Raw genomic sequence first — 14531 nt, forward strand, 5'->3', positions numbered from 1 at the left:
ACCTTCCTATAATCCGGAAGGTTTTTTTATGCCTTAAAATTACTAACATCAGCATTGACCCCTTTAACATACAATTAGCCACCCTTGACAACTAACTTTTTATTGAACCTTAAATTAATTACATCTTTATCATCCCAAATCTTACCAAACCAACTCTATTTAATGGCAAAAGCCCTTTCAAAAATGAAAGGGCTTTTCTTATAATATAAAATTCAAAAAGATTTATTTTTTCTTTTGCGCTTCTGCTTGCTCCATCATTTCGCGCATTTTCTTTTGAAACTTATTCTCTTTTTTAGGTTTCTTTTTATTCTCTTGTATCTGAGCATGAATCTTATCATTATCTATGATCACATTCTTTATCACCAACATGATTCCTATTGTAATTAAGTTAGATACAAAATAATACAAACTCAAACCACTCGCATAGTTGTTGAAGAAAAACAACATCATAAACGGCATTAAGTACATGATAAATTTCATGTTGGGCATACCTGGCTGTGTTGGCATATTTTGACCCGTAGTCATATTCATGTAAAAGAATATTGCTATCGATGCCAAAATTGGAAACAAACTTACATGGTCACCATAAAACGGTATAGAGAATCCTTCTGGAAATTGATAGATGGTATCAAAAGAAGAAAGGTCATCTGCCCATAAAAATGATTTCTGGCGCAACGCGAACGATGTAGGGAAAAACATGAAAAGCGCATAGAATATCGGCATTTGTATGACCGCAGGTATACAACCGCTCATGGGGCTTACACCAGCTTTACCATACAGCTTCATTGTTTCTTGCTGCTTTTTCATAGCATTATCCTTATACTTCTCACCCAACTCGGTTATTTCAGGTTTTAACACCTTCATTTTCGCCTGCGATAAGTACGACTTATAAGTTACCGGTGACATTGCCAAACGGACTAAAATCGTCATGATAACAATAGCGATACCATAAGGGAAATAAGTACTTAAAAGACCATAAAATGGTGTAAACACATAACGGTTGATCCAACCGAAAATACCCCAACCAAAAGGAATGGAATCGTCTAAACCTAAATCTTCATATTTTGAAAGTGTATCAACATCCGTTGGACCAAAATACCAATGTAAATCTTTTGAAATTTCTCCGCCTTCCAATTCAACGGGTAAAGCTGAAGCGTATTCTTTTGTAAAGCCAAAAGTTCTGCTTTCCTCCTCAACTAAGTTAACTGAAGTTAAATCTCCACTTTTAAAAGGCTCATCTGCAGCCAATATACTAGAGAAGAAGTGTTGTCTGTACGAAATCCACTTTACATCTTCTTCAGTTTCTTCATCATCACTTCCTTCAGATAGTTTACTGATTTTACCATCTTCGTGATTATAAGTTAAACGTGTATACCTATTCTCGTACTGAATACTTTTAGAGTGACGTATCCCTTTTAATTTCCAATCTAAGGTTACCGGTTTACTTGTACTTATAACATTATCCAATCCTTTAGATTTGATCATAAAATCAACCAAATAATCATTTGGCTTCATTACATACCTATACTCCAAGTATTGATTGTTTGATGTTTTTGCTTTCAACGACAAAACCTGATTACCATTATCATTGGTCATAGCAGGTTCAAAATACAGATCAGCAGTATTCAAAACCCTATTATCAGATGTAGAGAAATCCAATCCAAAAGAAGCGTTACCATCTTTCACCAAATATACCGGTACAGAATCATAGGTTACGAATTGTTTCATTTTCGCTTCTACGATCTGTCCGCCCTTATTACTTATTTTCAATAAAAGAACATCGTTCTCTAAGGTGGTGATATCGTTTGATGGTTTTGTAAATCCAAAAGCACCCAATTTACCTTGGTAATTGGCAACTGCAGTAGAATCCTGTAAATCTAACTGTGACACGTTGTTATCAACTGCCTCTGTTTCTGTATTCTCAGATGCCTTTGCAGCTTCTACTTGCTCTTGTTTTGCCTTTTCAGCAGCCAACTCTTCTGGAGTAGGTCTATTTTGGTAAAACATGAAGATGAGTATTCCAAAAATAAGCACAAAGCCTATGATGGATTGTACATCAAATTTCTTTTCTTCCATGTGGTGTTTCTAATTAATTGGGAATATTTTGAGTTTTTAAGATTGCAAATATATGCCCAAATATGAAGTTTATGCCAATGTGGCATTACTTTATGCCTTTTTATGGTCTAAAGCCGCCTTTACCAAGCCTACAAATAACGGATGCGGGTTAGCAACGGTACTTTTGTATTCTGGGTGATATTGCACGCCAATAAACCACGGGTGATCTTTTAACTCCACAATTTCAACCAAATTAGTCTCCTTGTTGAAACCTGTTGCCAAAAGTCCGGCGCTTTCCAATTGCTCTAAATAGGCATTGTTAAATTCATATCTATGACGGTGACGCTCAGATATTTGAGAAGCTCCATTATACATTTCTTTAACCAAACTACCATCTTTTAAGTCGCAATCCCAAGCACCTAAACGCATTGTACCTCCTTTATCGGTAATGGTTTTCTGTTCTTCCATAATACTGATTACAGGATCTGGTGTATTTTCATCCATTTCGGTCGAGTTTGCTTTGTCAAGTTTTAAAACATTGCGTGCATACTCAATTACCGCCATTTGCATACCCAAACAAATCCCCAAAAACGGAATGTTCATTACACGGGCATATTCAACGGCTTTTACTTTACCTTCTATACCACGCTCACCAAAACCTGGCGCTACTAAAATAGCATCCAATCCTTTTAGTTTGTTCTTATAATTATCTGCGGTAATATATTCAGAATGAACAGATTTTACTTTGACTTTAACTTCGTTGGCGGCACCTGCATGAATAAATGCCTCCAATATCGATTTATATGAATCTTGTAATTCTACATATTTTCCTACCAAACCAATGGTAACCTCATCTTTAGGATTTTTATGCCTAGCCAAAAACTCGTTCCAACGACCTAAATCTGGCTCTACGGTATTAGGCAATGCCAATTTTTGTAAGGTTACGGTATCTAAACCTTCTTCTTGCATTAACAAAGGCACATCATAAATGGTAGATGCATCTATACTTTGTATAACCGCTTCACGCTTTACATTACAAAAAAGTGCCAATTTTTCCCTTATATCATTGGAAATTTCGTGCTCTGTTCTACATACCAAAATATCGGCTTTTATACCGCTTTCCATCAATGTTTTTACAGAGTGTTGTGTAGGTTTGGTCTTTAATTCACCTGCAGCTGATAAATAGGGTACCAAAGTTAAATGAATAACAATAGCATTGTTATCTCCAAGTTCCCAAAGAAGTTGACGAACCGCTTCAATGTATGGCAACGATTCAATATCACCTACCGTACCACCAATTTCGGTAATAACAATATCATATTCGCCACTATTGCCCAATACTTGAACACGCTCTTTTATTTCATTTGTTATATGAGGTACTACTTGTACGGTCTTGCCCAAAAATTCTCCTCTACGTTCTTTTTCAATTACGCTTTGGTAAATTCTTCCAGTAGTTACATTGTTTGCCTGTGAAGTACGAACGTTTAAAAAACGCTCATAGTGACCAAGATCTAAATCTGTTTCTGCACCATCATCGGTTACATAACATTCGCCATGCTCGTAAGGGTTTAGGGTTCCTGGATCAACATTAATGTATGGATCCAGTTTTTGAATGGTAGTTTTGTATCCGCGAGATTGCAGTAATTTCGCCAAAGATGCAGCAATAATGCCTTTTCCTAACGAAGAAGTAACGCCTCCCGTAACGAAGATGTATTTGGTTTGTGCCATGTATCGAATTCTATGTTACGGGAGACAAAGTTACAAATTGAGGATAGAACTTAACGGGTTTCCTTAGGAAAATGTTTTTGTATTTTTCGAATTATCGATTCTAAGCTGTTTGTTTTGATTTCTAGCATAGATCGCAACAAATCTCCTAATTTACCATCAGGAAAACCCTTTTGTTGAAACCACACCAAATATGGCTCTGGTAAATCTACAAGATACCTTCCTTTATACTTACCAAATGGCATTCTATAATGCGCTAGTTCTATTAATTTTTCCCTATCAGGATTTATTTCCATTTTTAATTCTAAAAAAATTATCTTTAAAAAATCAACAACTCAAAAACAACATGAAAAGAAGAAGTTTTATAGGAACCTCAGCAGCTGCATCTGTTGGTTTCTTAACCACCTCTACCGCAGTGGCAAGCAATAAAAAAACTGAAACCACGGCGAAACTTAAGTACAATATAAACCATAGTGTTTGTTATTGGTGCTACGGAAGCATCCCTTTTGAAGATTTTCTTAAAAATTTAGTAGAACTGGACATTAGATCTATAGATTTAGTAGGACCGGATGAGTTTCCACTTTTAAAAAAATACAACATACACGCATCGATGTGCTGGGGCGCAGGAATGGGTATTGAAAAGGGATTCAACGACCTCTCTTTGCACGATGAACTTATTGCAGATTACGAACGTGTAATACCATTGGTAGCAGAGGCAGGATACACCAATCTTATTTGCTTTAGCGGAAATCGAAACGGTATGGATGATCTTGTAGGTTTACGAAATTGTGCTACCGGTCTAAAAAAATTAATGCCATTAGCCGAAAAACATGGCGTTGTGCTGCAAATGGAACTGTTAAACAGTAAAGTTGACCACAAAGATTATATGTGCGATACTTCTGAATGGGGCGTATCTCTTTGCGAAGCAATTGGATCGGAACATTTTAAACTTTTATACGATATCTACCACATGCAAATAATGGAAGGCGATATCATTAGAAATATTGAAAACTACCATCAATATTACGGACATTATCACACAGGTGGTAACCCAGGCAGACATGAAATTGATGAAACCCAAGAAATTTTCTATCCTGCGGTAATGAAAGCAATTCTAAAAACCGGCTATAAAGGTCATGTTGCTCAAGAATTTGTACCAAGCTGGAAAAATAAAATTGATGCCTTAAAGCAAGGAGTAACCATTTGTGATATTTAATTACAACTAGTTACTTACATTAAAAAAGCACCTTAATACAAGGTGCTTTTTTAATGACTATTTTATTTTTTAAGTGCCTCCCCTATTTCTTTCACCCACCGTTCTTGAACCGGCAAATTTCTCGAGTAATTGGTTTCGGAATCATACTTATTCTGAAAATCGTTCAATTGCCGAATTGTTGCTTTATACATTTTACGAACTTCTTCCTTAATGTTATCGGTAAAAGTAGCATTATCCAATTTTTCCCTGAGTTTACGTGCATAAAGCTCTGTAATATCAAAATGCAATTGCTCATGTAATAAGGTTACATCGTTACTAATATCTGGCTTGTACCATGATTTTGTTGGGTAAAAATAGGCGTAGACATTGAAATCAACCTTCATCTCACCATGTTCGTAGTATGTGGAGAAATCATAACTGATACCGCTTGCGGTAGTGGCTGCAGCACCTGAACCAGCAGGTACCTTACCTTTGAAATCATTCCAAGTAAATCTAAAATCTGGAGACCATTCCACTTCTTCTTGACCATGAACAGCTACTATGCCGAACGTAATCAATAAAAGGAATAAATAGTATGTATTTCTTAAAGGTCCCAATGGTAGGTGATTACTTTTTCAATATCCGGATGCAGACTATAGTGCACAGGGCAAGTATTTGCCGTGTGCACCAAAATCTTTCTATCCTTTTCTGAAACCTGCTGCGGCAAATGCACCTCAACTTCTATTTTGGCAATTCTTCTAGGAGAAGCAGCCATATGCTTAGTAACGGATGCCGTAGTTCCTTTTAAATCAACGTCCAGACCATTTGCCTTTATACCCATCATAGTCAACATACAACTTGCCAAACCTGTAGCGACCGTATCAGTAGGAGAAAATGCCTGCCCTAATCCGTTGTTATCTACTGGAGCATCGGTAACGAATGAATCGTTAGATTTTAAGTGAACACATTCTGTTCTCAACTCTCCGTTGTACGTTACTTTAGATGTCATGCTATTCTATTGTTTTAATTCTTAAATCGTCCATCATCATAATATAAGATGATTGGTTGTAGTAACCGGCAATTCCCTTTCTCTGATAATTGAATTTGTTACCATTATATTCCGTTTCTCCAATAAATCTAGAAACGTCCAATAAATTGTTTTTATAAGCCAGTTTCAACAACAAATCATAGGTAAGGTCAAAACCTCTTACCGCATATTTATTAGGATCATCACCAAAACGCTTTCTATAGTTATCTACAAAAGAACTATTGGCAACCGCCTTATTCACCGAAGGATATGTGAATTTCAAATTTGATAAATGAGTATTGGATATCACATCATTTTCAAATGCAGGATTCATGTCAGTAGTAAACATACGCACACTAACTTTATCCTTGCCCAATAACGGATCAAAAGCCGTATTGTTAAAAGAGTTCAATATAGAGACCACACTGGCTATCAACTTATAATTATCCGATTCTACAAAAACCCAATTAGGAACTTGATCAGAAAGTAAGGTCTGCAACTTATCCCTATTAATACCAATATTTTTCTCTTCTTCTTTTACAACCACCACTTTTGCATTTGGAAAACGCTCTAGAATAGCATCTTTTTCCTTTTTATTGTTTTCATCAGCAATAACCAAAAGTGTTTCATCTTCATGGGTATTCTCTACATAATCCAACATATGCTTCCATAATACTTCTTCATCTGTATAAGAATAGAATACATTCTCTAAACCGATATCACTATTTGCAGTAACCGGCGCCAATACAGGAACATTAAACCTCGATGCCTGAACGGCAGTCTCTTTTAACGAAGGCACATCTAAAGGACCGAAAACAGCGCTGTAACCACCTAACTGCTCGCCTTGTAAAATCTCTTTGGTCTTAGCTAAACTCAATTGATTATCAACAGTTTTTACATCTACCGAAACCCCTAAGGAATTTAAAGAATCTATAGCCACCAATGCACCGGAATATAGCCCTAAACTAATGGTCATATCACGTCTTGAATCTATGGTTTTTTCAGCGTTTTCCTTATCTGATAAATTCACCTTATCCAACCTAAAAGGCAACATGAACAATAATTTTGGTTTTACAGCTACATTGATACTGTCCAATAGATTCACCTTATCCAATACCAAAGCATTTTTTACCTCAAAATCGCCAACTTTATCTTTTGGCAATTTTAAAATCATACCTGCTTTTAGCCCATCTTTTAAATCTGGATTCAACTGAGTCAATTCTGCCCAGGTCATGCCGAATTTTCTAGTCAATCTAAACTCATTTTGCTTTGGTTTAACCTCGTAGAAGATATAATTATCCGTATTAATCTCACCTGTTTCCACTCTTTGCTCAGGAATACGGATCACCATACCTTCTTTTAATCCGCCGCGTTCAGTAATTTCTGGATTAAGGCGTACAATTTCGTCCGATTTTACCCCGAACTCCTTTTCTAAGCGATAGAAGTTCATTTTAGCAGGTACCGTATAAGATGTATATAACTGAGTAACTTGATTCTTTACCGTACTACCGGCAATTTTAGGCATCAATAATTCATACCCCTCAGACAAATAACTATCGCTTTTAGATAAACCAGGATTTAAAACCAACATGCTATCAATGGTAATACCGTATTTGTGGGCAATACTCCATCTGGTCTCTTTAGCAGCAACAGTGTACTTCTCAAAATCATCTTCATTTATACCCAAATCTTCTTCCTTGGGTGCCGCATACTTAGGTATACGCAAATCCATCTTTTTTTGAAGTGGTGAGGCATATAATACCGGATTATATTTTTTTAGTTCATCTTCGGTAATATTATACATTTGAGTAATTCCAAAAATGGTCTCTCTTTTCTTTACACGATGCTCGGTAAAACCTATAGGCTCTCTTGAAGTTACCGATTCTTGATCAGATACCGTAGTATTATTAGTAGAGCTATTAGCTGGCTTTGATACTACCGAAGAACCAGGTACCACCAATATGGTATTTGGTCTTAAATCTTGACCGGCTTTTATCTCTTTATTATACTGTAAAATACTTTCGGTAGAAACCCCATATAATTTAGAAATACTTTCTAAGGTTTCTCCCCTTTTTACTGCATGTGTATCAAACTTTTGAGCCATTGCGGTACAAGAGACCAAAATGCAAAATGCACATATAGTGTAAACTTGATTAAATATATATTTCATATTATTCCCATTCTATTGTTGCTGGCGGCTTAGAACTTATATCATATACGACACGATTTACGCCAGGGACTTTATTAATGATATCATTTGATGTTTTTTGTAAAAACTCATATGGTAAATTAACCCAGTCGGCAGTCATACCATCAGTACTTTCCACTGCTCTAAGTGCCACACATTTTTCGTAGGTACGTTCATCTCCCATTACACCTACACTATTAACAGGCAACAACATGGCTCCTGCTTGCCATACTTTATCGTATAAGCCCCATTTCTTTAATCCATCGATAAAAATAGCATCCACTTCTTGCAAAATAGCCACTTTTTCTGGTGTAATATCACCTAGAATACGTATTGCCAAACCAGGACCTGGAAAAGGATGTCTTCCCAATAACGCCTTATCTATACCCAAGCTAGCACCAACTCTTCTTACCTCATCTTTAAATAACATTTTTAAAGGCTCAACCACTTTCAATTTCATAAAATCTGGCAAACCACCAACATTATGATGACTCTTAATAGTCTGCGACGGGCCACCGGTTGCTGATACTGATTCTATAACATCGGGATAAATGGTGCCCTGTGCCAACCATTTTGCATTTTCTACCAAATGAGATTCATCATCAAAAACTTCGATAAATACTCTACCTATAGTTTTTCTTTTAGCTTCTGGATCGCTCTCTCCGGCTAAATCATCCAAAAAGCGTGCCGAAGCATCCACTCCTTTTACATTTAACCCCATACCCTCATACTGCCTTAATACATCGGAAAACTCGTTCTTTCTCAAAAGTCCGTTGTTTACGAATATACAGTGCAGGTTTTTACCGATAGCTTTATGCAACAAAACGGCAGCAACAGAAGAATCTACACCGCCCGATAAACCTAAGATCACTTTTTCATCGCCAATCTTTTCTTTTAATTCCGTAACCGTTTTATCAACAAATGCGTCGGGAGTCCAAGTTTGTTCCATTCCGGCAATATTCACCAAAAAGTTTTCCAACACCTGTTTTCCATCTGTAGAATGATATACTTCTGGGTGAAATTGTATAGCATAGGTTTCTTCGCCCTTAAACTTAAAAGCGGCATTTTCAACATCGTGCGTACTCGCCAAAAGAACAGTATCTTCGGGTAAATGTTTAATGGTATCCGCATGGCTCATCCATACTTGGCTACCCGCTACTACTTTATCGAAAAATGGTTCGCTATCCTTTACAAAACTAAGGTTTGCACGACCATATTCTCTAGTATTCGATTTTTCTACACTACCACCATTAAAGTGTGCCAAATATTGCGCGCCATAACAAACACCCAATAAAGGTTTTTTACCTCTAATTTCAGAAAGATCCGGATGTACGGCATCTTCACCCCTTACCGATAAAGGAGAGCCAGAAAGGATCACCGCTTTATACTCAGAAAGGTCTTTTGGTAATTTATTATAAGGTTTAATCTCGGAGAAAATATTCAGCTCACGTACGCGTCTTCCAATCAATTGGGTGTACTGTGAACCAAAATCTAGTATAAGGACTTTATTTTGCATGGGCAAAAATAGCAAATTGACCGTTCTTGAAAAGTATCTTTTAATATATTTAGACTCGATTTAAATATTTTTCATGAAACACATTAGTGCAATTATTTTTGGAGCTGCAATAGTTATCGCTGCATATTTTTTAGGTAACGCTTATATACAAAGGGCAAACCCGCCTCAAATGATCTCTGTAACGGGATTGGGAAATGAAAATTTTACCTCGGACCTCATTGTCTGGGAAGGTCAATTTTCTACAAATAGTACCAATTTAAAAACCGCCTTTGATCAATTAAACCAAGATAAGGAGATTGTTCGCGAATATTTAACATCTAAGGGTATTGACCCCAATAGTATTATTTTCAATAGTGTTCAGACTTCAGAAATGCGCGACAACCAATATGAAAATGGCAATTACGTGGGTAGTATTTTTAAAGGTTACCAATTGATACAAACCTTAAAAATAGAATCTGAAGATGTTGCTTTAATTGAAGGTGTTTCTAGAGAAATTACCGAACTACTGAATAAAGGGGTGCAATTTAACTCCTCTCCCCCAAGATATTATTACACAAAATTAGCAGACCTTAAAATAGAAATGATTTCAAAAGCGACCGAAGATGCAAGAATACGTGCCGAAAAAATTGCTGAAAATGCAGGTAGTAATTTAGGGGATTTAGTTTCTGCCAACATGGGTGTTTTTCAAATAACCGGTCAAAATTCTGGTGAAGATTATAGCTGGGGAGGCGCCTATAACACCTCTTCTAAAAACAAGACCGCCTCAATTACCATGCGCTTAGAATACAAAGTAAAGTAACAGTACTACTTTGATCAATTACATATACCGATCTGAAAAATAACAATATACAATATAAAAGCCCGGGAATCAACCGGGCTTTTTCATCAATCAAATATCAAACCGAATACATCAAAGATCTTTTTCATAGCAATTTGTATTCAAATACTTTGTCGCTCTTTTTCTCAAAGCCTTACACATACAAACTAAAAAAGCTCGGAAACCACCCCGAGCTTTTAAATAAATCAAAAACCAAATTAAACCAAATTAAACCAAAAGCTAAAAATTGACCATAATCAATTTCTTTTTCACAGCTATTACTTTTATAACAACCAACAAAACAATTACCCTACCCACTTTTTCATTTATTTTTACATTTAAATATATTATCGGTATGATCAATTCATTTTTTGACGAGTTAAACAGTGAAATTAAAAAGGGAGTTACAGAACACGGTCACCCTTTTAGGTTCATTACCATGGCAACCGTAGGCGATGAAACCGTAGCAAGATTACGCACCGTAGTTCTTCGTGAAGTGAGTGAAAATTTACGCTTATCTATTTATACCGATAGCCGCACCCAGAAAATAAACCATATTAACACTAACGATCAGGTAAGCTTTCTTTTATATCATCCTGAAAAAATGTTACAATTAAAAATAGAAGGATCAGCAATAGTTGTTACCGATAAAGATAGATTGATTTCAACATGGCTAACTATTCAACCCAATAGCAAAAAAGACTACATCACCAACTCAAGCCCCGGTAGCCCAATCAAAAATCCCGATTATGTAACATATATCGAGAAGGAGAATTATTTCTGTATAATAGATGTAGTACCCACAAAAATTGAATATTTAAAACTAAAACGACCCAACCATATTAGGGCTTTATTCGAAAAAATAGACAATTCTTGGAATGGGGAATTTCTGGTTCCTTAATCTGTATAGAAATATAGGTTTTCCATATCCTTACCAAAATTAATTAGACTATCAACAGGAGTTCTATTGTTTTCTTCGGATGGATGAATGGTTACTTCAATGCGCTTTTTAGAAATCGATTCTGAATCTTTCAAGGAATAATCGTCCGCCGAAAATATCGTTCTATCTGAATGTAACAATCGTACATTACCTGCATAAGTCACATTTGGCAATACCCATTGATACTCCTCATAATCCCTAACCAGCTTATTTGCAATTGGCTCAAATCCGAAATGTACAGATGATTGTATATTCAATAATTTCTCTGCCGGTGTTCTCAATGTTTGCAATAGAATAACGGCTAAAAAAACGATATACCCAACGTTAACCATCTTTCGGTTATTCTTAAAACTCACTGTTTCGAAAAGCAAAACAACAAACGGAATAAACAATGGAAGCAACCACCTTGTTTCAACTTTCTGACTTTGAAATACAAGAAAAAATATACCCAACACCAATAATTGCATGAAGAACATTTTAGAGAACCAATGCAATTTATTTTTATTGAAGGATATTTTCTTCAAAAGCACACCTAATATGAGCAACGCAACAATAGGAAAAGACAATGCAAAAACCCCTTTCAAATAAATAGCTATTGTTAGTAATGAAAATTCTTTGCTTTCTGTCTCTGCCCCAATTTTTTCTTGAATACTCGATTCTAAAAAAGATTGAAATCCGTCTGGTCCTAACAACCAATACAAATGTGGGCTAACAATCACTATGGTTGGTAAGAACGAAATCAGCATTTTCATATTTAACACCACATTTCGCAATTCTTTATCCCATAAGAAAACAAGAGCAAATGTCACCAAAAAAAATGCATAGTTGTATTTAGACATAATGCCAATACTTACTACTACACCAAATAGCAAATAGTTTAATAGCGACTTACGTTGTAATAAAAGTTGGATACAATAATATGAAGCAACAATACACAAACACAATAAACTGGTATGCGATAATCTACGGAATGTAAAATCGATATATACGGGCACCAAAACCAATATTAACACCGATAGATTAGCTTTATCAATGTCTTTAATCCTTTCTTTTGAAAACCGATATATCAAGAGCAAAGTACTAGCGAACAGCGCCCCTCTTAACAGCGAAAAAGATAGCTTAGCCGTACCAAAAATAATATTTAAGATGTACTGAAACCACGTATAAAGTGGAGGTTGATCGTCATAACCCCAACGTAACCACTGTGAATAATACGCCTGTTCTGCATCCTCAAGTTCTAAAGCACTTTTAAAAAAAGTTATTAGGGAAATGGCTAAAAAAGATACAATGGCAAGTACGGTAATCTTATTTAGAGATACGGTCTTGCCCATAATCTACTTTTGGGTAATAACGGTAAAACTTAATTCTAAAGGTTGTAAAGCTTCAAAAAGCATGGGAATCAAATCTTCGCCGTATGCTAAATAAAACTCGGAAAAATTCAACTGGCGTTCTTGTAACGATTGGTTCGGAAAAATTTCATTTTGAAGCTCGGTCATACGAACTACATGGTCTTTCAGCTTTCTTTTTTGTGCCTGTAGCAATCTTTTCTCCAAGGCATCCAATCCTTTTTTCTGTTTTACTTCCTGAGCCTTAACGGCACCTAAAAAAGATTTGTCTGTCTTTTCAGCAAGCACATACATCTCTTTAAACTGCTCTTCCAGTAATTTTTTCTGCGGAGAAAAATCTATATCGATATTAGAAATCTCTCTAATTTTTTTATTGATCAAGCTGTTCTGCTTTAAAAACATATCAGTCTTAGATATATTCATTCGCTCTAATTTGTCGGCTTGCTTTTCAGTGATGATCACAGCAGAATTTCTTACCAATAATATTGGAAAAGGAACATCCATAGCTTCAAAAGCCGACTTCAATTCTAGCCAATATGCAATTTCACCACCACCGCCTATATAGCAAAGATTGGGTAAAATAACCTCTTGGTATAAAGGTCTGGCAATTACATTCGGAGAAAATCTTTCAGGAAAATTTTCCATCTCATCGATCAACTCATCTTTCGCAAAAGAAATTAAAGTATCATTTACCACGTAGGCACCCTTACTCTCTATTATACGCTCGCGAATTCCTTCTTTTAAATAGAAGTAATTTATTTCTCTAGGGTTTACCTGTACCGGATAATCAGAAGATATTTGCTCTATTTTTTGAATAGTATCCGACACTTTTTCGAACGCCGTTTGTTCAAAAATGTCTTTCTTCATGTACGGTACTAACAACTTTTTCAAGTTAACATCATCTCCATCAACAATGACCAACCCATAATCTTTAAAGATCTCATTAGCCAAGTAACGGGTAGCTTCCGTAAGGTTATCATGTTTTAAATAGGCACTTTCAAAAAGTCGCTTTAAAACATTTGCGTTTTTACTGTCCCCTATTGTTTTCGAAAACAAGTTAAAAACTTCATCTAATCCTTCCGTAGGTAAATGCCCTACAGCACCTGAAGCATCCTTATTCCATTGAAATTTTAATCCCTTGAAATTAAAATAATTGATCTCCTCAAAATCATGGTCTTCGGTTGCCATCCAATAAATAGGCACAAAGTTATTTTCTGGATATTCTTTCTTTAATTGTTCGGTCAAATTGATCGTGGAGATAATCTTGTACAGAAAATATAACGGACCAGTAAATAAGTTCAATTGATGGCCCGTAACTATGGTAAAGGTATTTTCCTCTTTTAATAGCTCAATGTTTGCCGTAGTTTTTTTAGAGGTATCTGTTTTCTGATACTGAACGGTCAAAGCATTGTACAGTACATCTCTTTGTGCTTGAGTAAAATATTTACCCTTTTCTTCTATTTGACCTTTAAAACCTTCTACATCGGGAAATCGATTATACAATGGTTTAAGATCGTTATCAGCGGCAATATAATCGCAAATCAGTTTCGAAAAATAGCCCGTTTTTGCTATGGGCAAACAGTCAATATCCATATAAAAAGTAAAATCTTGGTAAATATAAAACCCTTTCGTTTTACATTTCCTAAATATAAGTTAATTACCGATACCGCTAAATACCTATTTACTCGGCGAATTACAGATGAGATCAGATACAAATTGCAT

At 35.7% G+C, this 14531-nt stretch carries 12 protein-coding genes; 3 read left to right on the top strand and 9 right to left on the bottom strand.

The window, feature by feature from the left end; translation table 11 throughout:
• Positions 1-222: 222 nt before the first annotated feature.
• The 3 genes from yidC to DCS95_RS05945 all read right to left on the bottom strand — a co-directional run bounded on the left by yidC (position 223) and on the right by DCS95_RS05945 (position 4076).
• Positions 223-2076, bottom strand: a complete 1854-nt coding sequence (gene yidC / locus DCS95_RS05935) for a membrane protein insertase YidC (RefSeq protein ID WP_116769861.1) — start codon at positions 2074-2076, stop codon at positions 223-225.
• A gap of 90 nt (positions 2077-2166) precedes the next feature.
• Complete coding sequence (locus DCS95_RS05940) at positions 2167-3783, bottom strand: CTP synthase (protein WP_116769862.1); 1617 nt, start codon at positions 3781-3783, stop codon at positions 2167-2169.
• A 50-nt stretch (positions 3784-3833) separates the two neighbouring features.
• On the bottom strand, positions 3834-4076 hold the full coding sequence (locus DCS95_RS05945; protein ID WP_116769863.1) for a DUF3820 family protein: 243 nt from the start codon (positions 4074-4076) through the stop codon (positions 3834-3836).
• Positions 4077-4126: 50 nt separating this feature from the next.
• Between DCS95_RS05945 and DCS95_RS05950 the strand changes: the two genes are divergently transcribed.
• Positions 4127-4996 (top strand): hydroxypyruvate isomerase family protein, encoded by an 870-nt coding sequence (locus DCS95_RS05950; protein ID WP_116769864.1) that lies wholly within the window; start codon positions 4127-4129, stop codon positions 4994-4996.
• A 62-nt stretch (positions 4997-5058) separates the two neighbouring features.
• Here DCS95_RS05950 and DCS95_RS05955 read toward each other — a convergent pair whose 3' ends face one another.
• Genes DCS95_RS05955 through guaA form a run of 4 tightly spaced genes read right to left on the bottom strand, consistent with a single transcriptional unit; the run spans position 5059 to position 9706 of the window.
• Entirely contained in the window at positions 5059-5592 is a 534-nt protein-coding gene (locus DCS95_RS05955; protein WP_244178396.1) for a DUF922 domain-containing protein, read from the bottom strand.
• Complete coding sequence (locus DCS95_RS05960) at positions 5580-5984, bottom strand: OsmC family protein (protein WP_116769865.1); 405 nt, start codon at positions 5982-5984, stop codon at positions 5580-5582. The genes DCS95_RS05955 and DCS95_RS05960 overlap by 13 nt, the downstream gene beginning before the upstream one ends.
• A 1-nt stretch (position 5985) precedes the next feature.
• Positions 5986-8172, bottom strand: a complete 2187-nt coding sequence (locus tag DCS95_RS05965; RefSeq protein ID WP_116769866.1) for a LysM peptidoglycan-binding domain-containing protein — start codon at positions 8170-8172, stop codon at positions 5986-5988.
• Between the two features lies 1 nt (position 8173).
• Entirely contained in the window at positions 8174-9706 is a 1533-nt protein-coding gene (guaA, locus tag DCS95_RS05970) for a glutamine-hydrolyzing GMP synthase (RefSeq protein ID WP_116769867.1), read from the bottom strand.
• Between the two features lie 73 nt (positions 9707-9779).
• Here guaA and DCS95_RS05975 point away from each other — a divergent pair, with 73 nt between their 5' ends.
• Entirely contained in the window at positions 9780-10505 is a 726-nt protein-coding gene (locus DCS95_RS05975; protein ID WP_116769868.1) for an SIMPL domain-containing protein, read from the top strand.
• Between the two features lie 373 nt (positions 10506-10878).
• Entirely contained in the window at positions 10879-11424 is a 546-nt protein-coding gene (locus DCS95_RS05980) for a pyridoxamine 5'-phosphate oxidase family protein (RefSeq protein WP_116770178.1), read from the top strand.
• On the opposite strand, the gene DCS95_RS05985 is transcribed toward DCS95_RS05980, so the two are convergent.
• Together DCS95_RS05985 and bshC are read right to left on the bottom strand one after the other, a co-directional pair.
• Complete coding sequence (locus DCS95_RS05985) at positions 11421-12794, bottom strand: ArnT family glycosyltransferase (protein WP_116769869.1); 1374 nt, start codon at positions 12792-12794, stop codon at positions 11421-11423. The genes DCS95_RS05980 and DCS95_RS05985 overlap by 4 nt on opposite strands.
• A gap of 3 nt (positions 12795-12797) precedes the next feature.
• Positions 12798-14402 carry a bacillithiol biosynthesis cysteine-adding enzyme BshC gene (bshC, locus tag DCS95_RS05990; RefSeq protein WP_116769870.1) on the bottom strand — a complete coding sequence of 535 codons (1605 nt, stop codon included), beginning with the start codon at positions 14400-14402 and terminating at the stop codon, positions 12798-12800.
• Between the last annotated feature and the right edge of the window lie 129 nt (positions 14403-14531).

The sequence above is a fragment of the Maribacter litoralis genome (assembly GCF_003075045.1).
GTDB lineage: Bacteria > Bacteroidota > Bacteroidia > Flavobacteriales > Flavobacteriaceae > Maribacter > Maribacter litoralis.